Origin of the sequence: Mycoplasmopsis anatis (assembly GCF_900660655.1) — a bacterium.
Taxonomy (GTDB): domain Bacteria; phylum Bacillota_I; class Bacilli_A; order Mycoplasmatales; family Metamycoplasmataceae; genus Mycoplasmopsis; species Mycoplasmopsis anatis.
Genome location: NZ_LR215035.1, coordinates 357,519 through 381,759 on the forward strand (window position 1 = coordinate 357,519; position 24,241 = coordinate 381,759).

At 27.5% G+C, this 24,241-nt stretch carries 24 protein-coding genes and 1 other RNA gene; 14 read left to right on the forward strand and 11 right to left on the reverse strand.

Translation table 4 applies throughout. The features are described 5' to 3' along the window. Position 1 precedes the first annotated feature (1 nt). The 3 genes from deoC to EXC66_RS01525 all read left to right on the forward strand — a co-directional run bounded on the left by deoC (position 2) and on the right by EXC66_RS01525 (position 3,327). Positions 2 to 664 (forward strand): deoxyribose-phosphate aldolase, encoded by a 663-nt coding sequence (gene deoC, locus EXC66_RS01515; RefSeq protein ID WP_006886158.1) that lies wholly within the window; start codon positions 2 to 4, stop codon positions 662 to 664. Positions 665 to 708: 44 nt separating this feature from the next. Next, positions 709 to 1,743 (forward strand): endonuclease, encoded by a 1,035-nt coding sequence (locus EXC66_RS01520; RefSeq protein ID WP_112579134.1) that lies wholly within the window; start codon positions 709 to 711, stop codon positions 1,741 to 1,743. 93 nt (positions 1,744 to 1,836) lie between these two features. Then, the gene (locus EXC66_RS01525; protein WP_006886156.1) at positions 1,837 to 3,327 is read left to right on the forward strand and encodes a phospholipase D-like domain-containing protein; all 1,491 of its coding nucleotides are present in this window, start codon (positions 1,837 to 1,839) and stop codon (positions 3,325 to 3,327) included. Between the two features lie 227 nt (positions 3,328 to 3,554). Here the strand turns inward: EXC66_RS01525 and EXC66_RS01530 are convergent, their stop codons facing one another. From EXC66_RS01530 to EXC66_RS01540, 3 genes are read right to left on the reverse strand one after another with little or no spacing between them, the layout of a single operon-like run. After that, positions 3,555 to 4,832, reverse strand: coding sequence for an MFS transporter (locus EXC66_RS01530; protein ID WP_006886155.1), 1,278 nt, complete (start codon positions 4,830 to 4,832; stop codon positions 3,555 to 3,557). Continuing rightward, positions 4,832 to 5,263: an NINE protein gene (locus tag EXC66_RS01535; RefSeq protein WP_006886154.1), complete on the reverse strand. Its 432-nt coding sequence runs from the start codon at positions 5,261 to 5,263 to the stop codon at positions 4,832 to 4,834. Before EXC66_RS01535 ends, EXC66_RS01530 begins: the two co-directional genes overlap by 1 nt. Beyond that, on the reverse strand, positions 5,256 to 6,059 hold the full coding sequence (locus tag EXC66_RS01540) for an alpha/beta fold hydrolase (protein WP_006886153.1): 804 nt from the start codon (positions 6,057 to 6,059) through the stop codon (positions 5,256 to 5,258). Before EXC66_RS01540 ends, EXC66_RS01535 begins: the two co-directional genes overlap by 8 nt. 113 nt (positions 6,060 to 6,172) lie before the next feature. Here EXC66_RS01540 and EXC66_RS01545 point away from each other — a divergent pair, with 113 nt between their 5' ends. After that, complete coding sequence (locus EXC66_RS01545; RefSeq protein ID WP_006886152.1) at positions 6,173 to 7,585, forward strand: hypothetical protein; 1,413 nt, start codon at positions 6,173 to 6,175, stop codon at positions 7,583 to 7,585. 14 nt (positions 7,586 to 7,599) lie between these two features. Here the strand turns inward: EXC66_RS01545 and EXC66_RS01550 are convergent, their stop codons facing one another. The 3 genes from EXC66_RS01550 to EXC66_RS01560 form a co-directional block, all read right to left on the reverse strand. Further along, the gene (locus tag EXC66_RS01550) at positions 7,600 to 8,475 is read right to left on the reverse strand and encodes a MurR/RpiR family transcriptional regulator (RefSeq protein ID WP_112579130.1); all 876 of its coding nucleotides are present in this window, start codon (positions 8,473 to 8,475) and stop codon (positions 7,600 to 7,602) included. Positions 8,476 to 8,588: 113 nt separating this feature from the next. Beyond that, positions 8,589 to 10,223: a PTS transporter subunit EIIC gene (locus EXC66_RS01555; protein WP_006886614.1), complete on the reverse strand. Its 1,635-nt coding sequence runs from the start codon at positions 10,221 to 10,223 to the stop codon at positions 8,589 to 8,591. After that, on the reverse strand, positions 10,223 to 10,474 hold the full coding sequence (locus tag EXC66_RS01560; RefSeq protein ID WP_006886615.1) for a hypothetical protein: 252 nt from the start codon (positions 10,472 to 10,474) through the stop codon (positions 10,223 to 10,225). Before EXC66_RS01560 ends, EXC66_RS01555 begins: the two co-directional genes overlap by 1 nt. Before the next feature lie 239 nt (positions 10,475 to 10,713). Here EXC66_RS01560 and EXC66_RS01565 point away from each other — a divergent pair, with 239 nt between their 5' ends. From EXC66_RS01565 to EXC66_RS01590, 6 genes are all read left to right on the forward strand, one after another. Beyond that, entirely contained in the window at positions 10,714 to 11,562 is an 849-nt protein-coding gene (locus tag EXC66_RS01565; RefSeq protein ID WP_006886616.1) for an N-acetylmuramic acid 6-phosphate etherase, read from the forward strand. Then, positions 11,556 to 12,665: an N-acetylglucosamine-6-phosphate deacetylase gene (gene nagA / locus EXC66_RS01570; RefSeq protein WP_006886617.1), complete on the forward strand. Its 1,110-nt coding sequence runs from the start codon at positions 11,556 to 11,558 to the stop codon at positions 12,663 to 12,665. Before EXC66_RS01565 ends, nagA begins: the two co-directional genes overlap by 7 nt. A gap of 2 nt (positions 12,666 to 12,667) precedes the next feature. Next, positions 12,668 to 13,390, forward strand: coding sequence for a glucosamine-6-phosphate deaminase (gene nagB, locus EXC66_RS01575; protein WP_006886618.1), 723 nt, complete (start codon positions 12,668 to 12,670; stop codon positions 13,388 to 13,390). 41 nt (positions 13,391 to 13,431) lie between these two features. Continuing rightward, the gene (gene smpB / locus EXC66_RS01580) at positions 13,432 to 13,869 is read left to right on the forward strand and encodes an SsrA-binding protein (protein WP_006886619.1); all 438 of its coding nucleotides are present in this window, start codon (positions 13,432 to 13,434) and stop codon (positions 13,867 to 13,869) included. A 1-nt stretch (position 13,870) separates the two neighbouring features. After that, positions 13,871 to 14,256: a transfer-messenger RNA gene (gene ssrA, locus EXC66_RS01585) on the forward strand. A 109-nt stretch (positions 14,257 to 14,365) separates the two neighbouring features. Next, a complete protein-coding gene (locus EXC66_RS01590; protein ID WP_006886621.1) occupies positions 14,366 to 16,225 on the forward strand; it encodes an MATE family efflux transporter in 1,860 nt (619 codons plus the stop codon). Positions 16,226 to 16,442: 217 nt separating this feature from the next. Here EXC66_RS01590 and EXC66_RS04300 read toward each other — a convergent pair whose 3' ends face one another. Beyond that, positions 16,443 to 16,580 carry a hypothetical protein gene (locus tag EXC66_RS04300; RefSeq protein ID WP_006886622.1) on the reverse strand — a complete coding sequence of 46 codons (138 nt, stop codon included), beginning with the start codon at positions 16,578 to 16,580 and terminating at the stop codon, positions 16,443 to 16,445. A gap of 565 nt (positions 16,581 to 17,145) precedes the next feature. Between EXC66_RS04300 and EXC66_RS04305 the strand changes: the two genes are divergently transcribed. Together EXC66_RS04305 and EXC66_RS04310 are read left to right on the forward strand one after the other, a co-directional pair. Then, complete coding sequence (locus tag EXC66_RS04305; protein WP_006886623.1) at positions 17,146 to 17,367, forward strand: DUF6788 family protein; 222 nt, start codon at positions 17,146 to 17,148, stop codon at positions 17,365 to 17,367. 116 nt (positions 17,368 to 17,483) lie between these two features. After that, positions 17,484 to 17,627 carry a hypothetical protein gene (locus EXC66_RS04310; RefSeq protein WP_006886624.1) on the forward strand — a complete coding sequence of 48 codons (144 nt, stop codon included), beginning with the start codon at positions 17,484 to 17,486 and terminating at the stop codon, positions 17,625 to 17,627. A 1,032-nt stretch (positions 17,628 to 18,659) separates the two neighbouring features. Here the strand turns inward: EXC66_RS04310 and EXC66_RS01600 are convergent. Genes EXC66_RS01600 through nadE form a run of 3 tightly spaced genes read right to left on the reverse strand, consistent with a single transcriptional unit; the run spans position 18,660 to position 21,215 of the window. Then, the gene (locus EXC66_RS01600) at positions 18,660 to 19,670 is read right to left on the reverse strand and encodes a ZIP family metal transporter (RefSeq protein WP_006886625.1); all 1,011 of its coding nucleotides are present in this window, start codon (positions 19,668 to 19,670) and stop codon (positions 18,660 to 18,662) included. 2 nt (positions 19,671 to 19,672) lie between these two features. After that, a complete protein-coding gene (locus EXC66_RS01605; protein ID WP_006886626.1) occupies positions 19,673 to 20,407 on the reverse strand; it encodes a YebC/PmpR family DNA-binding transcriptional regulator in 735 nt (244 codons plus the stop codon). 10 nt (positions 20,408 to 20,417) lie between these two features. Beyond that, positions 20,418 to 21,215 carry an NAD(+) synthase gene (gene nadE / locus EXC66_RS01610; protein WP_006886627.1) on the reverse strand — a complete coding sequence of 266 codons (798 nt, stop codon included), beginning with the start codon at positions 21,213 to 21,215 and terminating at the stop codon, positions 20,418 to 20,420. Positions 21,216 to 21,346: 131 nt separating this feature from the next. Here nadE and mnmG point away from each other — a divergent pair, with 131 nt between their 5' ends. Together mnmG and EXC66_RS01620 are read left to right on the forward strand one after the other, a co-directional pair. Next, positions 21,347 to 23,176: a tRNA uridine-5-carboxymethylaminomethyl(34) synthesis enzyme MnmG gene (mnmG, locus tag EXC66_RS01615; protein WP_006886628.1), complete on the forward strand. Its 1,830-nt coding sequence runs from the start codon at positions 21,347 to 21,349 to the stop codon at positions 23,174 to 23,176. Beyond that, positions 23,166 to 23,603 (forward strand): 23S rRNA (pseudouridine(1915)-N(3))-methyltransferase RlmH, encoded by a 438-nt coding sequence (locus EXC66_RS01620; protein ID WP_006886629.1) that lies wholly within the window; start codon positions 23,166 to 23,168, stop codon positions 23,601 to 23,603. The genes mnmG and EXC66_RS01620 overlap by 11 nt, the downstream gene beginning before the upstream one ends. Here EXC66_RS01620 and EXC66_RS01625 read toward each other — a convergent pair whose 3' ends face one another. Then, positions 23,604 to 24,074 (reverse strand): hypothetical protein, encoded by a 471-nt coding sequence (locus tag EXC66_RS01625; RefSeq protein WP_006886630.1) that lies wholly within the window; start codon positions 24,072 to 24,074, stop codon positions 23,604 to 23,606. Between the last annotated feature and the right edge of the window lie 167 nt (positions 24,075 to 24,241).

A 24,241-nucleotide genomic window follows, 5' to 3' on the forward strand; every position in this document is an offset into this window, starting at 1 on the left:
TATGAATTATAATAAAATGATTGACCATACATTTTTAAAAGCTGAAGCAACAACAAAAGAAATTGATAAATTAATTGCTGAAGCTATTAAATATGATTTTAAAACTGTATGTGTAAACTCTTCATGAGTTAAATATTGTAAAGATAAATTAAAAGGTACAGAAATCGGAATTACTTCAGTTGTTGGATTCCCTCTTGGAGCTATGATTACACAAGCTAAAGCTCATGAAACTAAATTAGCTATTGATCATGGAGCAGATGAAATTGATATGGTTATTAATGTTGGACGTTTCAAACAAGGTGATGATGAATATGTTCTTAACGACATTAAAGCTGTTAAAGCTGCTTGTGGTTCAAAAATTCTAAAAGTTATTATTGAAACAGCACTTTTAACAACAGATGAAATCAAAAGAGCAACAGAAATTGTTATGAAATCTGGAGCTGAATTTATTAAAACTTCTACAGGTTTCTCATACAGAGGAGCAACTTTAGAAGATGTTCAAATTATGAAATCAGTTTGCGGAGACAAATTATTAATTAAAGCTGCTGGTGGAATTTCAAATATGGATGATTTAGTTAATATGTATAATGCTGGAGCTACAAGATTTGGTACAAGCCGTTCAGTTTCTATTGTGGAAGGAAAAGAAAGTAAAGGTGGATACTAATAAAATTTCCAGTAAAAACTGGAATTTTTTATTACATTTATAAAATGATAAAAAATAAATTATTAGTAGTTGGTTCTATATTATTATCATCTACAACAATGTTAGCAATTTCTGCTGCATGTTCAAATAACAAACAAGAAGTAAAACCTTCAAACCCTTCAAATGGTACAGAAACTGGAAACCCAACCAAGCCAAGTGAAACTAAACCAAGTCAACCCGAAAGTCCTAATAAAGACAAAGAAAACGTAGTTCAAGTTTCTAAATATTTATATGATAACAGTGAAAAAGCTATGGAATATTATGCTCCATTAAATGGTCTTAGTGGGGATGAATTGATAAAAGCGATTATTACTTTACAATGAAGTAAAGCAAATGATACAAGTACAAATTACGGTTCACTCCCAGGATTTTATAATAATACTGACACATTTAAGGATATTTTTTATGAGAAAGATAATTCTATTTTAGATATTTATAGTGAAAATCCAAACGGTACTGATCCTTACACATTTAGCACCTATGCAACAATTGATGGTGCGAATGAAGGAGATGGAACCAACCGTGAACATTTAATACCACAATCTTGATTCAAAAGAGTTGAACCGATAAGATCTGATGCCCAATTTGTATGACCAACCGATATCAAAGTAAACAATATAAGAAGTAATTATCCACATGGAGAAGTTTCTAATGTATCTTATACTTCATTAAATGGATCAAAATTAGGAATTAGTAAAACTGGAAAAAATGTTTTTGAACCTATCGATGAATTCAAAGGTGATATTGCTAGAACTTATTTATATTTTGCTTTAACTTACGCAAACCAAGACATTTATAATAAAAACGAAGTCTTTTCAAGAACAACACCAACACATTTAAATGATGAATATCTTCAAATTTACTTAAAATGAAATAATAACGATCCTGTTGATAGTTTTGATATTCATAGAAATGATCAAATTTATAAAAATTATCGTGCAGTAAGAAACCCATTTATTGACTACCCAGAATTAACTAAGTGCTTATTTGAGGGTAAAACATTTGTAAATAAGGGTTTACTAATTGGTATGACTAAATAAAATTGAAGCATAAATTATTGTTTATGCTTTTTTATATAAAAAAATTTTTATAGAAAATAATTGAATATAATTTAATAAATAATTAGGAGAATCATGAAAATAAAACATTTAAGAAAATTTGCTTTATTCATCCTTGTTTTAGTAATTTTGAGTGCTTACTTTTTAGGTGTAAGCTACGTTTTCTTTATGATTAACCGTTCATTTATTTTCTTAATTGCATTTAGTTCATATTTATTAAATTTAGTTATTATCATTTTATTACTTAATCAAAATCGTCAAACTTATGCAAAATTTTCTTGAATATCCATAATGCTTATTTTGCCTATAATTGGTCATATTTTATTTTTAACATATGGGCTTACTTATTCAAACAAAAAAGAACTAAAAATTAATGACGATAAAAAATATTTAATAACTAACTACTGCAGTCAAGTCCAAAGCTGCAAAAGTGTTTTAGATCAACTACAAAAGATGAATAAAACAGTTGTTTTATCTGCAAATTTTGAATTTTATAATGAAGGATGAGTGTATTTTAAGCAATTAAAAAATGATATAAAAAATGCTAAATATTCAATAAATATAATTTCATATATTATAAAAAAATCCGAAATATTCGATGAAATGCTTGAACTTATAGAGCAAAAATTAAAAGAAGGGGTCAATGTTAAATGATTAATTGATTACTTTGGATCAGGAACAATACGTGATAAAGTTTTTAAGCGATTATCTAGAAAATATAAAAATTTTGAATACGCTTACATAGGAAAAATTTTATATCCTTTCATAACTAGTCAAAGTTTTTATAGAAATCATCAAAAATTTATAATAATAGATGATCAATTTGTTTACTCTGGTGGTAATAATATTTCTGATGAATATATTTCATATAGTAAAAAGTATGGACATTGAATTGATTTTAGTTATAAATTTAGTGGCAATTATACTAATACATATATCGTTCATTTTGCTAAATTTTGAAAGATGGTTACAAATAAAGAAATTGAATTGAATCTTAAGTTTAACAATGATGATTGTAAAAGCGATAATAGAGCTTTATTGATTTATGATACTCCCCTTATTAAATATTCAAATGTTGAAAATGCTTGAGTGAAGTTGTTTGCTAATGCTAAGAAAAAAATCCAAATTAGCACTCCATACTTTAGCATCACAGAATCACTTAGAAAGCAGATTATATCAGCTTTGTATTCTGGAGTTGAGGTAGAAATATTTTTGCCTGGATTTCCAGATAAAAAAGTTGTTTACCAAGTAAGTTTAAATGAAATTTCTGAATTAATGTCTTTTGGATTAAAAGTCTATATTTACAAAGATCATTTTTTACATAGTAAAATTGGATTGGTAGATGATAAAATCGCTTGATTCGGAACAAGTAATATGGACGCTAGAAGCATGTTTGCTCAATATGAAACAACTGACATTATAGAAGGTAAATCTGTCAATGAGATTAAAAAAGTTTTTCAAGATTATAAAAATAAATCGATTGAATTTACTAATTACAATAAATTTAATTCTAATAAAAATATTATTAAAAAATTATTTTACAAATTATTAAAACCACTGATTTAGGTGTTAGAAAAAAATGCAATTACAATAATTGCATTTTTTCTAGTTTTGGACATCTCTTCAACGATAGAATTTAATGTTGTATTTTTTATTTAACTTTGTTTCAGAAATATATACACTCAATCCAGCTAAAATTCCAATTAAAGCTACAGCACAACCAATGATTATAATTATTTGATAAGCAATCGGATCTGTGGCGTAATCACCAACATTAAAATCTGTAAATCTTCCTATATTATGAAGTGAATCAGTACTTCAACTTTATAAATACTTGTAATACTTGAACCAATTTGACTCATTCAAGCATCAGAACTAAATCCAATTAATGATAAAATTGCTGTCATTGAACCATATGAATTTTTTGGAGTTGTGATTTCAGCTTGTTGAGCAAATCTTAAGGTTACCATTATTCATGAACATGTGATTATAATCATGAAAAGAATATTCATCGTTATAAACATAAATCATAATAATCCACGACTATAATTTACATAACTATTATTAAAGAAACCTGGCATGAATACAAATATTAATGTAAGAATTAAACCTAAACTTGTAACTATTATTAGAAGTAAGATAAATGACTTGAATTTATCTCCTAACTTCATTAATAGTCCACCAACAAATAATCTCAAGAAATAAATTCTTACTGCAAATAATATTGTTAGCACTGCAATAGGAATACCTAACGCTTCTCTAATAGTATTAGATAAAAGTTGATTTAGATAGTACGTAAAGGTACTTTGGAATGAATACATCCCTAAAAGGAAAATAGATAACATTCAAACTTTTCAGTTACTTAGTAATCTTAAAATTTTCTTAAATGATTCTTTATCTTCTTGTTCTTTTCTATATTCTTTTACATAAAAGACAAGTCCAAAGAAAAGAATAAATAAACAAACACTAAATAGTAACATGTAAAGACCTACAAACAAGCTTGATTGTTCGATAGATTTACCATCAATTAAAGTTATTACAATAAATGCAACAATACCTGTAAAAACAAAACCTATTATACCGACAAATGAACCTTGAACTGCAAATGCAAGCCCTTGCTCTTCTTTAGATGTTTGTTGTGAAACAAGTCGTCAAAGAGGACTTCAGAAAAATGGAGTTGTACTAATAGCTCAAACAAAGAAAATAATATAGTATTGATATTGTAGTAAAGCACTCCCTTGAATTTGATGACCGAATATAATTAATAAAGCGAATCAAACACTCATAAAAAAGGTTAGAGCAACACCGATGATTAGTAATTTTTTGTTTGAAAACTTATCTGCTAATCAACCGCCTGGTAATTGAGTGATAATTGTAACTCAACCAATAATAGCAGAACAGCTTAATAATACTGATTCATCAACGTGCATGTACTTGTAAAAGTTTGGTATAGCAGATTTCATATAGTATGGAAGGGAAACAATAAACAGATCTAATGATGCTAAAATTATTAAAGCTAAAATTTTTTTAAAACCAAGATTTTTGATTTTTTGTATCAATGATGTTTCCATTATTTTACACTCCTAAATTCCGAGTCTCTTGGATTTTTAAATGAAATAGCTATATCTGTAATGTAGAAACCTAAAACTAAAACAAATTCTAATGTAATAAAAATCCACACATTTACTAACGTAGAAATATCTGTTATATTTCATGGTTTAAAATTGATTATTAAAATAGCTGTCATTACACCAAGTAATGTGAATATCAGTTTTGTTATTCCTGATATTTTTTTACCTAGATAAAATCTATCAATACCGAATAAACCTGTAAAAATTGATAGAATAATTAATTTTTTTCTCGAAAGAGTCTTATTAATTCCACGAGTTCAATACTCTGGTATAGTTTTTTCCTGAATTATTCCATTTTTTAGTTTTTCTTGAGCTTCGTTAATTTCATTTTTAATTTCTTCTTCGCTCAAAAATAATTTAATTTTACTCATTAAAAAATCTTTCTACCGCTTGCAATACATCAGTTTTATTTTCTCTTCATGGATTATGTCCACAAGCGTTAATTTTGTACATTTTAGTCTCTGGTTTAATTCTTTTAAAATACTCTCATATTTTCTTTTGATTAACAATATTATCAGATTTACCACAAAGTAATCCGATAGGTTTGTCAATTTTTTTTATCATCTCTTCTTGATCTTTTAATATTTTTTCTTCCATGAATTGATGACCTACCTTAAAATAATCGTCCATATATTGTTTATGTTCTTCATATCATTTAGCTGAGTTAGCTCTAAATTGTTTATCTCTAAGCGCCTTAAATCATCTATGATATGAATATCTAACAAATGTTATTTTGGATAATAAACTGCCTTTAAAAAAGGCATACTTTAATTTTTCACCAATTTCTAATGTGGTGAAATTTGCTGGAGCGATCAATAAAACTTTATCAATAATTTCTTTAATTTTTTCGTATATCATTGTTGCAATTAGTCCTCCCATTGAGTGACCAATTAAATAAATATTTTTTAGTTGCTTATTTTTAATAAAATCAACAACAACATCACAATATGCATAAATATCATTTAACTCTTCGCTGGTTTGACTTTTACCATGAGCTGGTAAATTTATTGAATAAATATTAAATTGATCCTTGAAGTGTTCAGTGATTGCTTTAAGATTATCAAAATCTGCTGTAAAACCATGTATTATAAAAATTGTTTTATCTTTTTTGTTATCTAATTCAAGTGTTTCAAGCTGAACATTATTATATAAATAAATACTTTTCATAGTTTTCTCCTATAATAATTTTACTAGAATGATTTAATAAATTCGATGTGGAAATATTTCTGAAAACCTCTATTGCACAAAAAAATTTAACTATAATAGATTATGGAGGTTAAATGATTCAGAAAATCACTTTATTTAAATCAACCAAGCCTGTATTGTGAAATATGATTGTTTTTGCAGTTGCGATGGTCATTTCACAATCAGCAATTGAATGTTTTAATGTTGTAAGTACTTTATTTACGCTTAAAGCATCGGGTAGTGTGTGAGCTTCTGCTTTGGTGCAGATCTTTAGATACATTCCAACTTTATTATCATTTGCAATTGCACCAATAATTATTAAAAAATTTAATAACAGGCTTTTAATTGTTATTGCAGAATATGTTAGTGCTTTTGTTATATTATTCGTTTGTCTAATTGGTTTTATCTTTGGAACACAAAATATTACAAATTCAGAAGCTAAAAATGTGAAAGCTATCACTTACACTGTTTATGTTGCTGTTATTATTTGAAATATTTTTAATTCAGTAAGATTTTTAGCTCTTAAAAATATTGTTTATCGTCTTTCTCAACACGAAAGTAATATTAATATTTTTAACAGAATTAATAATTTTGCCACTTCATTCTCTTATTTAGCCGCAGCTTTAGTTAGCTTAGGACTTATACACATCCTTTCATATGAATATATTTGTTTAATTTTAGGTCTTACATACGTAGTGAGTGCGCTATTATATAACACATTTGTAGTTTTTGATAAAAATGTAGAAATTTCATCAAAACCTAAAATCAAGAAACATTCAAAAACATTTATTTATACAGCAACAATTTTAATTTTATTAGCAGTTTTCTCATCCATATCATTTGTTCCTAGAATCGGAACTAATACTAACTTTGTAATTAATTTGTTTATGGAAGCTAAAACATCAAATTCAGTTCAACATTGAGTAACAATCTACCTAATTGTCGTAGGTGCAGCTTTATGCTTAGGTAGTTTAGTAATCTTTTTATTAGGTAAGAAAATCCTTATATCAACTTCGATAGCTTTTGTAGTTATTACCCTTATTTCAGCAATTTTCTACATTTATGCCTTTGGTGGATTAAACGCTAATGTTGGTGTTATTGCCTCAGCGGCTAATAATACTGGTGCAATACCGCATACAGTTACATGAGCACATCAAAATAAAAATATAATGTTAATTATTTTCCTAATTTCAACATTTATTCAATACTTTTTATTCAGTATGTTCTTACCGGTTTATTATGACTATTCATATCGTGCAGTTCCAAGTGAAAAATATGCATTTTTTGCAGCAATTACAATGATTTTATTTCAATTAGTTGCATTCGCTTTTAGTTTAGGTATGATTAGTATCTTTGAAAAAATAAATTATCAAACTAGTTATTTAGTATTTGCTATTACTTTAGCGGTTCTTGTATTAGGTGCAACAATTGTAAGTATGATGCTTAAAAAACGTCAAAGAGCATTTACAAAAGATCATAATCTTAAACCTGAAAATGAAATGCTATAACAAAAAATCAAGTTTTATAGACTTGATTTTTTGTTATCGTGTTTATTATTTCAACTATTTCTTTCAATAGTTATATTTTCAAAAATATCTTTGTCATCATGATCAATCCTATTAGCAATATAAAAATAAATTAAATCAGCGAAAAAGAACATCGAAATTTTCGAACCTATCGAACCAATTCTTTTAGTTTGATCAAGCGAATGTAATTGAATGATATTTCTAGCATTTAGTTTTTCAATATTTTCATTTTTAGTTCATATCGAATAATATAATTTATATTTCTCACAAATATCACGAACTTTTAATACCTCTAAAGTTTCAAAACTTCTTGAAATAATTGTTAAAAAATCATTATTAGTAATTGTTTTATAAATTCCAAAGAAATCATGAACACTATTTATTGAAGTTGCTAACATACCTGTTTTACGTAAGTTATATGCTAAGTAGTCACACACTAGACCTGATTCACCGATTCCGAAGAAAATCACTCTTTTGGAACGAATTAAGAACTTTAAATATTGCCCTATATCTTCATGATGTGCGACAGTCCAATCATATGATTGCTCAGAAGCATATTTAAAGTGAGTTCAGACATTATTCAAGATCTGTTCATAAGTTAAATCTTTACCTTCTACTATCTTAATATTACCGTATTTATATGTACTCTTACGCTCTGATATATAAATTCTAAAGTGTGAATAAGATTTAAAACCTAATGCTTTAACATATCTTGTAATTGTAGGTTGTGAAACATATAAATGTTTAGCAAAATTAGCTATTGAAGTTTTTAAGAAAAAATCAGGATCTTCTTCAATAAAATTGGTTATGTATTTATAAGTCTCATTACTAGAAATTTTATCTAAATACTTAACTTCAATTAGTTGCTTCATATTTTAATTATAAAATTTAATGCTGTTTTTTAGGGAAGTTTATTAAAGTTTAACTGATTTGTGAAAAAAATTTTTCATAAAAAATAGGAATTAACCTATTTTTTATATTTTTATTATTCCAAAGATTCGCCTTTGTGTGAAACAATTTCGTTGTTTAAAGCTTCTGCTTCAACGCCTATAATTGTTTGAATTGAGGTATCACTAATTCTAGCAACACCCATCACACCTGATTTTTTAAGTGCTTCTAAATCAACTTTAGCTCCATCTTTTACAACATATCTTAATCTTGTTGAACAGTTGTTGTATTCAGAGATATTTTCTCAACCACCATAAGCCTTAACAATTTTTTTAGCTCTGGTAGATAATTGAGTTAAATTTTCTTCTTTTGTGCTTTCGGTTTCTTCTAAAATAATACCGTTACCTCTACCTGGTGTAGAAAGATTTAATTTTTTAACTAATAGCATTCCACCAAAGAAGTAAGTTGCACCACAAACTGCACCAATTGGGAAGATTCATAATGGGTGAGCAAGAATTGCTTTAGCACCTGTGAATCCACTTTCTCTAATAATGGCAAGAGATTTGTTGAAGCTTAATAAGTAATCCATGAATCCAGCACTGAATCCGAATCCTAGTTGAATACCAAATACACCTGTAATAAATGCGAATACACCAGTTAGAATAGCATGAATTAAGTAAATAAGAGGAGAAACATACATGAATGCATATTCAATTGGTTCAGTAATTCCACTAATAAATGAGATTAAAGCTGCTGAACCATATAAAGCAAACACTTTAGATCTTTGAACTTTGTTTTCTGCTGTTAAAGCAAATACAAGAACTAAGGCTGGTAAACCAAACATCATTGTTGGGAAGAATCCAGCTTGGAAGATTCCACCTGGGTTATTTTTAGGAACACCATTTAAGAAAATAAAGATATCACCGTGTATTGTTTTACCACCAGCATCTACTCATTCACCTAATTGGAATCAGAATAAGTTGTTAGGAATGTGGTGTAATCCAAATGGAATTAATAAACGGTTAATAAATCCATATACACCCATAATTGCAGCTTTAGCAAGATTGCTATCTTGACTTGCGGCTTTTTGAAGACCTACTGAAACAATATAAATTAAATAACCGATTCATGGGAAGATAAGTCCTCATACAAAAACAAATAATGAAACCACAATAATTGCTAATGCAGGGATAAGTCTTTTTCCACTGAAGAATCCAAGAACTTTAGGGAGAGCAACTCCGTTTGCTCTGTTGTAAATTCAAGAAATAATTGAACCTACAATAATACCATTAAGAACATTTTGAACCATAGCTGCATCGAATTTGCTTCCGAAAATTGATCTAAATCCTGTAGCTCCTTCGATACCGAAGTTAATTGATCCATAAATTAGGTCGATTGTTGAACCTAATAAGTTATAAAGAACAAACATACCAACAAATCCAGCAAAGGCGGCTTCACCACGATTTTCCTTTGTAAATCCGAATGCAACACCAATTGCAAAGATCATAGGCATATTAGCGAAAACTGCATCACCAGCTCCAAAAATTCATTTTCCAACGAATGCAGAAAATGCAGTTGTGCCAGGAATATCAGCACCTATTCTGAGTAGAATAGCTGCAATAGGAAGAACAGCAATTGGGAAGAGTAAAACTCCGCCAATTCTACTCAACTTCTTCATTATATTTTTACCAAAAGAATTAGTAGAATGTTTAGAGGCAATTGTTTTAGTCATTATTTCTTACCTCTCTTTCTAAGAACAAAACCGTTAATATAGACTGTTAAAATAACAGAAACAAATAATTCAACGATTGTAATTAAGGCAATTGAGGCTATCACATTAGCTCTAAGTTCTTCGCTAGAAGGCTTATAAACACCAGTTACAATAACAGTAACAAATAATAGCACTACAAATAAAAACCACAATATTGTATAAATTTTTTGACCAATATGCAATTTATTAAAACTATTTAATATTTTTGCCATATTTTCCTTTCATCATCCGAGAACACCCACTGTTCTCGCTTAAATTATTTACTTTACAGCCAAGTTTATATTTAATATGAATATTAAATTCATAAAATTTGTGCAAAATATTTTAAATCTTTTAAATTGTGAATTATTTTTTCACAAATGAGAGTTTTAACAAAAATATAAAAATATAATATTCACATAATTTCAAAACACTTATATAGATATTATTATTTATATGAATAAGGAAAATAATGAAACAAAATTTAGATAAGAAATCAATTAGTGAATTAATTGAACTATATTGAATCAATCAAAAAGATATTATTGAAAAATTAATGAATAAAAATGACATTCTAGAAAAAATAATAAATCTTTCAGTAAATGCAATAAAACATAATGGACGTGTAATTTATATTGGAGCAGGTACTAGTGGAAGAATTGGGATGCTAGATGCTTTGGATATTTTACCAACCTTTGGTGAGAAAAATTGATTTATTTACCAAATGGCAGGTTCAGATGAAGCTATTTTAAAATCACTTGAAGGTTATGAGGATGATTTTGAATTGGGTGCAAAAGATGCAATTAAATTAAAAATTAATCAAAATGACCTACTTATAGGTTTAAGTGTTTCGGGCAATACTAAATATGTAAATGGATTTTTTAGTGTGGGTACGGAAAGAAAATCTAAAAAAGTTTTAATCACCGAAAATAAAGACGGTTTAATTTCACCTAATTCAGATATTGTTTATGAATTTGAATCCAACCCTGAGTTTATCCAAGGTTCCACAAGGCTTAAAGCAGGTACGATTCAAAAAATTTTACTTAATGCTATAAGCACAATTACAGCAATAAAATTAAACAAAGTTTATGATGATTTAATGATTGATTTAACACCTATAAATGAAAAATTAGTTCAAAGATCCATTGAAATTGTCAAACAAATTACAAACGCAGATTTCGAAATAGCTAAAAATACTTATTTGGAAGTTAAAAATGTAAAAGTAGCTTGTGTCATGATTGCTAAAAAAGTTGATAAAATAAAAGCGAGTGAATTATTAGTTAAATATAATAATAATTTAAGAGAGGTTTTAGAATGTTAATTAAAAATGTGAAAATTGTAAATCATGATAAAACAATAAATAATGCAGATATTTTGATCGAAAAAGGAAAAATTAAGCAAATTACTGAAAAAAAAGGTACTGCAAAATATTTAGCTGTTCCAGGCTTTATAGACACACATATTCATGGTTTTTATAATGAAGATGTTATGAATGGCCAAAAATCCTGTGAAATAATTTCACGTGAATTAGCTAAAAGTGGTGTTACTTCATTTATGCCAACCGCTATGACTAATGATTGAGAAGTGATATTAAAATCACTTACTGAAATTGCAAAGAATGAAAATTGAATATCTAAGTCTTTAGGAATTCACATCGAAGGACCTTTCATTGGTGAAACAAAAAAAGGTGCACATAAAAAAGAGTGATTAAAAATAGCAACAAATGAATTAATTGATCAAATGTACTATGCTAGTGAAACTAAACTGAAGAAAATTTCTTTTGATCCATTGAACGTCCCAATTGAAGTTATGAAACATATGATTGAGCTCGGAATTATTCCATCGATTGGTCATTCTTCAGCAGATTTTCAAAAATCACAATTGTATTTTAGTAATGGATGTAATTCAGTCTGCCACTTGTGAAATGCTATGAGTGGTGTAGATTCAAGAAATCCAGGAATGGTTCAAGCTTCATTATACAATGACAAACCATATGTTGAGCTCATTTGTGACTTAAAACACATCGCACCAGAAACAGTTCTATTTACAATCAAAAATAAAGGCGCTGATAAAATAATTTGTATCAGTGATGCAATTAAACCAGCATATTACAAAGATGGAGATAATATCTCTGGAGGAATTCCAGTAACAAAAAATGGATTATTAATTACTTTAAAAGGAACTAATACTATTGCTGGAAGTGGAATTTCTATTCATGATGCATTCAAGAATTTAGTTTCTCTTGGTGTAGCTCTAGAAGATGTTGTAAAGATGACTTCCTATAACTCTGCAGTATATCTCAAAAGAAATGATATAGGTAGAATTGAAGAGAAGAAAATTGCCGATATTGTAATCATGGATAAAAACACTTACGATATACAAGAAGTATATATCTCAGGTAAAAAATTAGGAGAAGAAATTTAATTATGAAAACAATTATTTGTAAAGATTATGAAGAAGTATCAAAAGTAGCTGCAGATTTTTTTGAAAAACAAATTAAAGAAAAACCAAATTCAAAACTATGCTTTGCTACAGGAAGTTCACCGATTAAAACTTACCAAAATTTAATTCAAAGAGTTAAAGAAGGAAGAATCAGTTTTAAAGATATTACTACTTTTAACTTAGATGAGTATGTTGGAATTCCTTATGATAATAAATGCTCATATCACTATTTTATGAATGATAATTTATTTAATCATATCGATTTAAAAAGAGAAAATATTAATTTACCCGAAGGTTTAGGTGATTTAGTTGAAAATGCTAAGAAATATGAACAAAAAATCAAGGATATGGGTGGTATTGACTTTATGATTCTAGGAATTGGTACAAATGCCCACATCGCCTTTAATGAACCAGGAAGCAAAAAAGATGAAAGAACTAGAGAAGTTAAACTTACACCTAGTACTATTGAATCAAATAAAATATATTTTGATAATCCTAATGATATTCCTAAAACTGCTATTTCAATGGGGATCGGTACTATTCTTGAAGCTAAAAAAATTATTTTAATAGCTTCAGGTAAATCTAAAGCTGATGCTATTTATAAAACATTAAACGCACCAATTTCTGAAGATGTTCCTTCAAGTTTTTTAAGAGAGCATAATGATGTTACTTTAATTATTGATGAAGATGCTGCAAGTTTATTATAATGTTAGAGTTAATCTAACATTTTTTTATATAATTATTTAGTATGAAAATTCTAAGTAGTAATAAAAGAGATCTTCGTAATTATGAAATTATTGATAAATATGAGTGTGGAATTTCTCTACAAGGTTGAGAAGTTAAAAGTGCACGTGCTACACATGTTTCACTTACTAATTCATATTGTTCGATTTATAAAAATGAAATTTATCTCAAGGATGCATATTTTGGAAAATATATGGATGTCAAATGTGATGAGTATCAAGATCGTAAACTTTTAATGCATAAACGTGAAATTGTGAAGTTAAAATTTGAGAATGAGGCTAAACAACTAACAATTATCCCTACTAAAATCTATTTTAATAACCAATCTAAAATTAAAGTTGAAATCGCATTAGTAAAAGGGCTCAAAAAATATGATAAAAGAGATAAAATTGCTAAAGAAGAAACTGAAAAAAGACTTAGAAAAGTACTTCAAAATTACTAATGGGGGTGTAATGGTTTCGACATGCATAAACTATTAGTTATTGCAGTAGTTTGGCAGACTATAATGCTTCTAGGTATTTCTTAAACGGAAATAAAGAAGAAAAAGCTGAATACTCAGCATGAAATCCAGCTTTTGCTGGAAACACAAGTCTAGCATTTGCATAATTAAGCAATTCTAGCTGCACTCAATTTTTCCTGTGAATTGATGTGTAGGTCTTACAGGATAGTTTAAGTTGATTCTAATAGACTTAAATGAAATTTATTAGGAATTATATTAATATGTTTGATTATTTAAGATTAATATAATTTATTAAAAAATAATATAAACTGTAGACATAGCTAAAAAATTTATGTGTGGACCCGGGTTCGACTCCCGGCATCTCCACCATTTTTTTATTTTAAATTTGTAATAACTCAAAATTTAATTAAAATATTAATTAAAGTTTTATAAAAGATTAAAAAAGTAGTAATATTATTTACATCAAAGGGGGTTGCCAATGAATTTTTTTTGGTTAAAAAAAGAACAAAAAAATTCAAATGTTACAGATAAACAAGCTCGTGCTAAACTACTTTTTGAAAACACACCAGTAAAAAAAGCAATCTTTATAGTAGCTATTCCTGGGTTAGCCACTTCATTAATGTTAGGTTTAGCCGCTTTCTTAAACCAAATTTTTATTCTAAATTTTGTTCCGGATACAATATTTTTACTAAATACTACAGCTCATGGAGCGTCACAAAGTGGAATTCTATATGATTACTTACCAAGTGGATATGTACATCTTAATCGTGAACAGTTTGATTTAATTTATAATGCATATAACATCATAACGCCAATTAGTGATCGAATAAATGAATTAAATACTAACCAAGTTAGTTCGATTGCAGTTAATGCTAATGCACCTTTTACAATATTTAGTAATTCAATAGTTTTTTTAATACCTGTTGGTACTAGTGTTTATTACACCAAATGTGTTTCGAAAGGATTTGAAAGAACTGGTAAAGATTTATGAAGTACAGCATTTTATGCAACAATTGTTTGCTCAATTTTAGCAACTTTAATTATGTACATCACTTTATGAAGTGGTTTAGTTGAACAAATCGCTTCAAGAACTAAGTTTGAATCTTCATCTCTTTATATGATTGACAGAAATGCTGAGTTACTGTCAAAATTTAACGAGTGAGGAATTTCGAATTATAAACCAAGCCAAATAATTCAACAATACTATAATTCTGCTAGAGACATTAGTATAAGTTGAGCAAAATTATACATTTATATTTACTGTGGTGGAACTCTTATTCAAGGTATGTATTTACTTCTTAGTTATTTAATAAGAGCAGAAGGTAAAAATGTATATGTAATGTTTTGAGCTATAGTTGCGAATATATTTGACGTTATATTAAATGTATTGTTAATTCGTGTTGCTAAAATGGGTATATTAGGTGCAGCAATTTCAACTATTTTGGCTTGAAGTGTTAATCTAATAGCTTATGTTATTTATGTTTATAAAAATAATAAATCCCAAACTACATGATTAAGTATTCATCATTTAATTAACTTTAAATTTAGATATAAATTTCTTGGACCAGTTGGACTACTTGGTTTTAGTGGATTTATCCGTTCAGTTGGGGTTGCGGTTGGTTCATTAGTAATTACATTATTACTAACTAAATTACCATATAGCAATGGTGCATCGAATGTATATCTTTGAGCTAAAGCATCACCAATAATAACTTTATTTTTCTTAGCATTATTTGGAATTGCTGATGGAGCTAGAAGTTTATTAAGTTATGCTTACACCAAACGCGATGTAAATAGAGTAAAACAAGTTTATTGATATGCCTTAATGATATCTTTTGGATATGCATTGATAGTTTATACAATAGTAGCAATACTAGCACCTCATTTCTTATACTTACTAAGAGTTGAACCAGAAGTTATGAACAAAGCTTGTATTTATTTAAGAATAAATATGCTTAGACTTGCATTTTACTCATTTGCTACAGGTGCTATGTTACTATTCCAAGGAACTAATAATATTAAAAACTCCATTATTGCCACCTCTATGGAAGGATTCCTTACATTCTTTATCGTGATGGGAATTAGTGTAGGATTTGGATTTTTATTAAGTAATTATGGAGTGGATGATTTTAATTCAGCTTTAGTTATTTCAATAGGTTATGCAAGTAATAGTTTAATTGCTGGATTAATCAACTTCACTATTAGTACTATTTATCTAAAGAAAAAGATCCCTAACATCGATAACATTAAGCTTAGTTGAAGTAGAAAAATTGAGCATAAATTCTTCGCCGAAGCTGAACTTTATGAAAAACAATATCTTCAAAGCACACAACATTAGTACTCACTAATGTTTTTATTTATCTTTTTTTAAGTAAATAATAATTAGAGTTTACAATAATATTATTTGAGTAGATACTTAATGTTTCTACTTTTTTATATAAAAAAGTACTTACATCATAAGTGCTAATTCATCTTGTTTATTCATGTTTTTTCTTGTTGTTTTCTGATTAACACTTTATGAAGTTCATTTTAATTAGGTTTATATTTAATTTTTCTTAAATCATCGACTTTCAAATAATGCTTACTTTCTTGTGATATTTAGTATTTAATTTTTGATAACGGAATGTAATTTCACAATTTCTAATTAATCATTCTTCATCATTTTTCATATTTGAAGCATATTCTCTTAACATATTAAATTCAAGTGAATTTAAAACATTTATTAATTCGTTGAAATAAGAGAAATATTAATAAGCATTCAACTCCTTAAACTCATTGTTTGGAAATACTCAATAATCCTTTTTAGATAATCCTTAAATATGTAAAGTACCAGAATATAATTGATTACCTAACATCCAATTAAGTTATTCAAATCAGCTTCATTATAATCTATTAAATTATCAATGTCATCTTTTTTCATATATGTCGCCTACTATAAAACTTGTGAAACTAGCACTAAAGTGGATAATATCTCAGGGCGGGCATCCTGTTTTTAGATGGGATATGGATAATATCTTTATACGAACAGACAATGCTGGAAATATAAAAACAGATAAAGAAAAGTTAACAAAAAGATAGGTGGAGTAATTGCGGCTATCATGGCACTTAATAGAGTAATAATATGCGAAAACCAAAATGCTAAGAGCGGGTTATGACAGTAGAGGGATTTTGTTTAAGCTTCCATAGAATTTTAGAATTAATTAAAGAACAAATATAGTGTAATAATTTAACGAATTTTCCTAAAAAGGAGTGAAAATAATGGTTATAAACTATAATGAAATACAAAAATTACTCAGAAGTCGTACCGATCTTCACGCTAGATTGGATTTGATTCCCTATGATGGAACACCTAAAATTAAGGATCGTGGTGTTGGAAAATATTTATATGTTAGAAAATGTGTTGCTGGTAAACTGACATCAACATATGTAAGAGTATATACCGAAGAACTTTATAACTTACTACTTCGTAATACTAGATAAATTAGAACAATAAAAAAAGAATTACGTCATATAGAAAAAGGACTTGTGGCACCGGATATTCGGAAAACAAGTTATCAGCAGATGTTATTAATAATATAGCATTTGATAGGGCGAATATGAAGATGAATATCTATGATCAGGGAGTTTTAGATGGAGTAGCTACATCTTTTCCCCAAACGCAAGAAATTATAGATAATGGAAAAGTTTCAGGTATGACAGAAACTGATGTGCAGAAAATCTTAAATTTAAAACATGCATAGGAGTTTATTTTGGATAAAGATGTAGCAGCAAGCAAATCGGACTATTACATGCTTTATCATATTGCGAGATTTGTTAATTAAGGACTTTTTGTTAAAGGAGGTCGTATACGTGGAGTACCAGTTATGATTGGTGGGTCCTCTTATGTGGTGTCATTAGCAAATTAAAAAGATGTGAAAGACAAAATACAAAAGATTACTGAAGGAAATGATGATGCTATCGATGCTGCAATCAAGTTATGTATATATACTGTATGAAAGTGCAAATATTCATTGATGGGAATAATAGAGCATCTATTGTTTTTGCTAACCACTATTTAATATCTCATGGAGGAGGATTTTTGGTTATTCCTGAAAAAAAGTTCTGTAATTTAAAAAATTACTTGTGAAGTATTATGAAGGAGAAGATATAACTATTATTTCTGATTTTATGAAAAATAGTTATTGAAGAACGATGCAAAACAAAAAACACTATTAGGAAACTTTATGCACGATAACATATAAATTTATTCACCAAATAATATTGTAAATACCAAGACATTTTCTTATTATTCCTAATTCTCTGTTCAATTTACTTTTTCTTCTTTTAATTGTTGATTTTATACATTTTTGTATTAACTTCGATGTGTGAAATCAACAAGATATAAGTAGTTTATTAAATAAGTTTTCATTCTATATTTACAAGTATTAAAAGTTTTGAAGTACACAAATTCATTTTTTTATGTTTGTTTTGTACTATAAAATTTTGCAATGATAGCACAATAAGAACAGGAGAATTTACTATATAACATAATACTTAAAAAATTTGAAGACATGATAGATTAAAGGGAAATATTGTAAATAGACTTGTTTTTTTATTATTTTAAACTAAAAAGTTCAAACACAAGTCTGTATGCACCACAAAGTAGAACTAATTTAAATTTTTACACTATCTTTTAATTTGTTATTTTGTTCAACTATTACAGATAATTTTTGGGACTTATCTAAATTGCTTGCTAAGTCAAAAAGTAAAATAAAAAATAGCAATAAATGCTATTACACCGGTGAACTTCCATGTAAATGGAATGAAAGAATAAAAATACTTATTATTATTCCGGCAAAGAGGAATATTAATGTTTTTACTCAGCTTTTCTTATCAAAATTTGAGTGGTAGAATTCAGGGAAGAATTCAACAAGAGAAGTAAATAAGAATATTCCTCCAATTAGTGATTGCATAGCTGCGTAAATTACTCAGTTTTGTAGAATATATTTACCAATAATTGAACCAATTAACATAAATGGTAAGAATAATAGTAAACCTGAAATAGAAATTAAAACTGCTTTTCATTTACTATAACCTGCTTCTCTTAGTCTATAGAAGAAGATTATCTCTTCAGGAATTAAGTGAAGTATAAGTGAAATAATAAAGGCAATAGTAATATCATTTGAACTACCTTCAACGATTAAACTAATACTATTACCTAAAATAATTCCTTCAGGTATTCTATGTGTTAAAAGTAATAAAAGAGCAACAAATTTTAATTTAGATTCACTTTTTTTATTTATATCTTTAGTTAATTCAACTGAATCATGTTTATTAAAAATAATATCTGGATGAGTGTGTGAATGTACATTTGATTTATCATGATCGTGAACGTGCACAAAAACACTCATTTGTTTAGAAGCTAGAAGTTTTTTATTAACTTTATAAGAAATAATATATTTTATGAAAAAACTTATAAATATTCCTATTAGTGAACCACCTGCAACAATTAAAATATTACTAATATAAACATAATTTTCACCTCAATCTCTTTGAGAGTTTACTGAAGAGATCTCTAATGCTTCTCTCATAAATCCAAAAAGAGACATAACTATGAAAAAGCCAGTTACAAAAGCATATAAATAAGTTTTGGTTTTGTTGTTTAATTGCTTAAAGAAAAAAGGAAGTAATAATGAAATAAAAATTGGTATTAATAAAAGGATAGCCAGAAAGATAAATACTAAAAGTATTTTAGTTTCTAGTGAACCAACTAAATTACTAAGATATTCAATTTTTTGAAACATTATTAAATTTCTATGTTGTGGTAAACATCTTGAACGTCATCATCTTCTTGAAGATCGTTAGCGAAGTTTAATAATTTTTCTTTTTTCTCATCATCTAGAGCAATAAATAATGATGGAATATATGTGATTTCACACATTTTAAATTCAGTAATTCCTAAATCATTTTCAATAGCTTTTCTTAAGTCATTGAAATTTTCAGGTGCTGAAGTAACTTCGAAGATATTATCTTCAACAATGTGTTTAACATCTTCTGCTCCTAATTCTAGAGCATTTAATAATAAAACATCTTCCGAAATTAACGAATCATCAATTTGTATGATACCTTTTTTCTCGAATGGATAAGGAATTTGACCTGTTTTTCCTAATGAAGCATTTTGCTTCTTAAAGTAAGCTTGAATATTTGAAGTGACACGATTAATATTATCGCTTAAGGTATTAACTATAAATGTAACACCGCCACCAACAGTAGCATTGAATAATGTTTCGATGTATGAACTTGAATTTTTATCTCCTTTAGCTTTTTGAATAGCTCTTTCGATATTATCCTTAGGCATATTCTTAGCTTTAGCTTTGGAAATAGCTAATTTTAATGCTGGGTTTGATTCAGGATCTGGCCCGCCAGCTCCTGAAGCTGCTACATAAATTTCTTTTGATAATTTTTGAAATATTTTCCCTCTTGCTGCATCTTGTGCACCTTTTCTGTGAGCAATATTTGCTGAGTGTGAGTGTCCTGCCATATTTTTCTCCTTATTTTTTATTAATTTCTAGCGGTTTATAAGCACTTTGACGTTTATGTTCGCTATTTTTATGCATTTTTTCTATTTTTTCAATAACTTTTTGATCTAAATATTTGTTTATTATAACATTATTATCAATATGATCTAAGTAAAAATCTAAATCATCATAACTAAAACCTAATTCATCCTCATCTGATTGTCCTTCTCATAATCCTGCAGAAGGTTTTTTGTTAATAATTGAATATGGAACATTAAGTAATTCTGAAAGGTATTTAACTTCAGATTTAGTTAAGTGAACAATGGGTAATAAATCAACACCACCATCACCATATTTAGTGAAATAACCAGTAAAGTATTCATCTTTATTATCTGTACCGCAAACTAAATATCTCTTTGATTGTGCTAATGCATAAAGTGTTGTCATTCTAAGTCTAGGTTTAATGTTTGAAATTGACATTTTATCTTCAACATTAGTTGCAGCTAAAATAGAATCAAAAGTATTTTTTAGCTCTACAGTAATAAATTTGGCGTTTTGACTTTTTTCTAGTTCTTTTATATGAACTAAATCATGATCCATCTTATCAATAGGCATGATTACACCTAAAGTATCATTTGGAAATGCTTTTTTACATAAAGCATACACAAGAGCTGAATCAATTCCACCACTAATTCCGACAATTAAACCTTTTGAATTAGATTCCTTGACCTTATCCTTTAAGAAATTTACTATAGTTTCAATATAGCTTAATGCTATTTCTTTATTAAATTCTCTTTCTCTTCCGTTATATTTTGTTAATGTTGTTTTCATAGATGAATAAATTATAATAAAAAGTTTATTTATTTGAAAAAATAACTTAAAAATACTTGTTTTATACCTTGACTTATACACTAAAAGTGATAAAATAAATAAACAATATTTACCATGTAAAGTGAGGAATAATGAACAAGAAATTTGAGGCTATAGTAATAGGTGGAGGACACGCTGGAGTTGAAGCTACTTTTGCACTTGCAAATAAGGGACATAAAGTAGCTTTGATTAGTTTTAATTTAGAAAAACTTGCGATGATGCCATGTAATCCATCTATTGGAGGACCTGCTAAGGGGATTATAACTAGAGAGATTGATGCTTTAGGTGGAATGCAAGGATATTTTGCAGACTTAGCAATGATTCAAATAAAAATGTTAAATGAATCTAAAGGTCCGGCGGTTAGAGCTATAAGAGCTCAAATAGATAAAGAAAAATATTCTAAAATTATCAAAGAAAGTTTAGAAAAACATCGAAATATTACTTTGATAGAAGCTGAGGTTTCTCAAATAAATGTAGAAAATAATAAAATTATTGGTGTTACCACTAGAGATGGAGAAGTTTATGACGCTGATGTTGTAGTTTTAACAACAGGCACATACATGGATTCAAGAATTATTAGAGGTAAAACAGTATTTGAATCAGGTCCAGATAACGAAAAAACTACAACTCTAATTTCCGAATCATTAAGATCTTTGGGTTTTGAACTTCAAAGACTTAAAACTGGTACTCCACCAAGAATTTTTACAGACTCAATAGATTTTAGTGAAGTCCAAAAAGAAGAATTGAGTAACATTCAACTTAATTTTTCTGAACGTTCAAACATAAAATTACCCGAACAAATTTCTTGTTATTTAACATACACAACTCCTGAGACTCATAAATTAATAGAAGAGAACGTACATCTTTCTGGAATGTATTCTGGTGTAATTAAAGGTGTAGGACCAAGATACTGTCCAAGTATTGAAGATAAAATAATGCGTTTTATTGATAAAGAAAGACATCAAATTTTCTTCGAACCAGAAACTAAAGAGGGTGATGTGATGTATATTAATGGTCTTTCAACTTCTTTACCAGTTGATATCCAAGCAGAATTAATTAAAACAATACCCGGACTTAGAAATGCAAGAGTTCAAAAATGAGCATACGCCATTGAATATGATGCACTAAATCCTCTTGATTTATATCCAACTTTAGAAACTAAAAAGATTAAGAATTTCTTTTGTGCTGGACAAATAAATGGAACAAGCGGTTATGAAGAAGCTGCCGCTCAGGGACTTATTGCTGGAATTAATGCAGCATTAACTTTAGAACATAAAGAAACTTTAATTCTTAAAAGAAATGAAGCTTATATTGGTGTATTAATTGATGATTTAGTTACAAAAGGTACAAAGGAACCTTATAGAATGTTAACAAGTAGAGCTGAATATAGATTACTGTTAAGAAATGATAATAACGATTCAAGATTGTACAAAATTGCTTACAATGTTGGTCTAATTTCAAAAGATGAATTTGATAGAATTGATCAAAAATATAAATTAATTGATCAGAAGATAAAAGAACTTGAAAACACTTTTTTATCAACTAAGGATCCTATAGCTCAAAAATATAATGTAGAAAATAGTACTAATTTAATTAAATTAATTTCTAGACCTGAAGTGGATCCAAAAGATGTGTTACCTGATTTTCCTTTTATAAACGAATTAACAACTATAATCAGACTTGATGGATATATTAAAAAACAATTAGCTGAAGCTAATAAAATGCTCAAGTTAGAAAAGTATAGAATACCAGAAAATATTGATTATAATGTAATTCCTAATATCGCAACAGAAGCTAGACAAAAACTAATTAAAATTAAACCTATCACCATAGGACAGGCTTCAAGAATAAGCGGAATTAATCCATCAGATATTCAAATGCTTTTATTTTATATTGAATCTAATAAGAAAAATGAAAATTAACATTATAGCAGTTGGCACATTAGAAAAAGATTTTAAAATTCTATATAGTGAGTATATAAGAAAAGTAAATTCTTATGCTAAAGTTAATTTAATCGAGATAAAAGAATCAAAAGAAAATAATATAGAAGTAAAAAAAGCAAAAGAAACTGAGATAATTCAAAGTAAAATACCAAAGAATTCACCTGTAGTATTATGCAGTTTACAAGGGAAAATGTATGATAGCATTGAATTTAGTGAAATCTTTAATAAGGATAATATAACTTTTATTATCGGTGGTAGTGATGGAGTGCTTGAAGAAAAATTTGAAAATGTTACTAAAATTAAATTTAGTAACATGACCTTTCCACACCAACTTTTTAGGGTTATGTTATCTGAGCAAATTTATAGAGCTTTCTCAATAATCAATAATAAAAAATATCATAAATAATTATATTTGTGAACTCAATGCACTATTTTTATGGTGCATTTTTAATATATTTTCGTTACTAACTAATGTAATTAAGGAAATATTTGAGTTCATAATTTCTTTTTCTGAAGTAATTCTATTGATTATTTCTAAAATACAAACTTGAGTTTGCAGTTCAATTTCTTTTGTGCCTTTTTCTCAGTCAACTATATAATAAAATTCATTTAACATCATTCGATATATATCATTTAATACTAGTGTTTTTTTAGTACCATTATCATAATCTATATTAAATAAGTCTTTGTTAATTACGTAATCTTTTATGTTTCTTTCGTGAACACCAATAAAAAATACTGAGTCTCTATCATTAGCAATAGCTAAAATTTTATCTGGAAAATTTTCTAACTCCTTTTTAATTCTATTTTTAAATTCATTTTTAATTTCTAAAATTTTTACCAAATTATGGTTAATAAATTCATGTTTTTGTTTCATAACTTAATTGTAAATTTTTACAAGTTCATAAAAATACTTATTTTTTTCACATTTGTTAAGTAATAGTATTTTTTTGTTTTAATTTGATGCTAAATATTCCTTGATAATAGTGATTTTAGAATGTTTCATGTTTTTGTATTTTATTTGTTGCTAAAAATACACAAAAT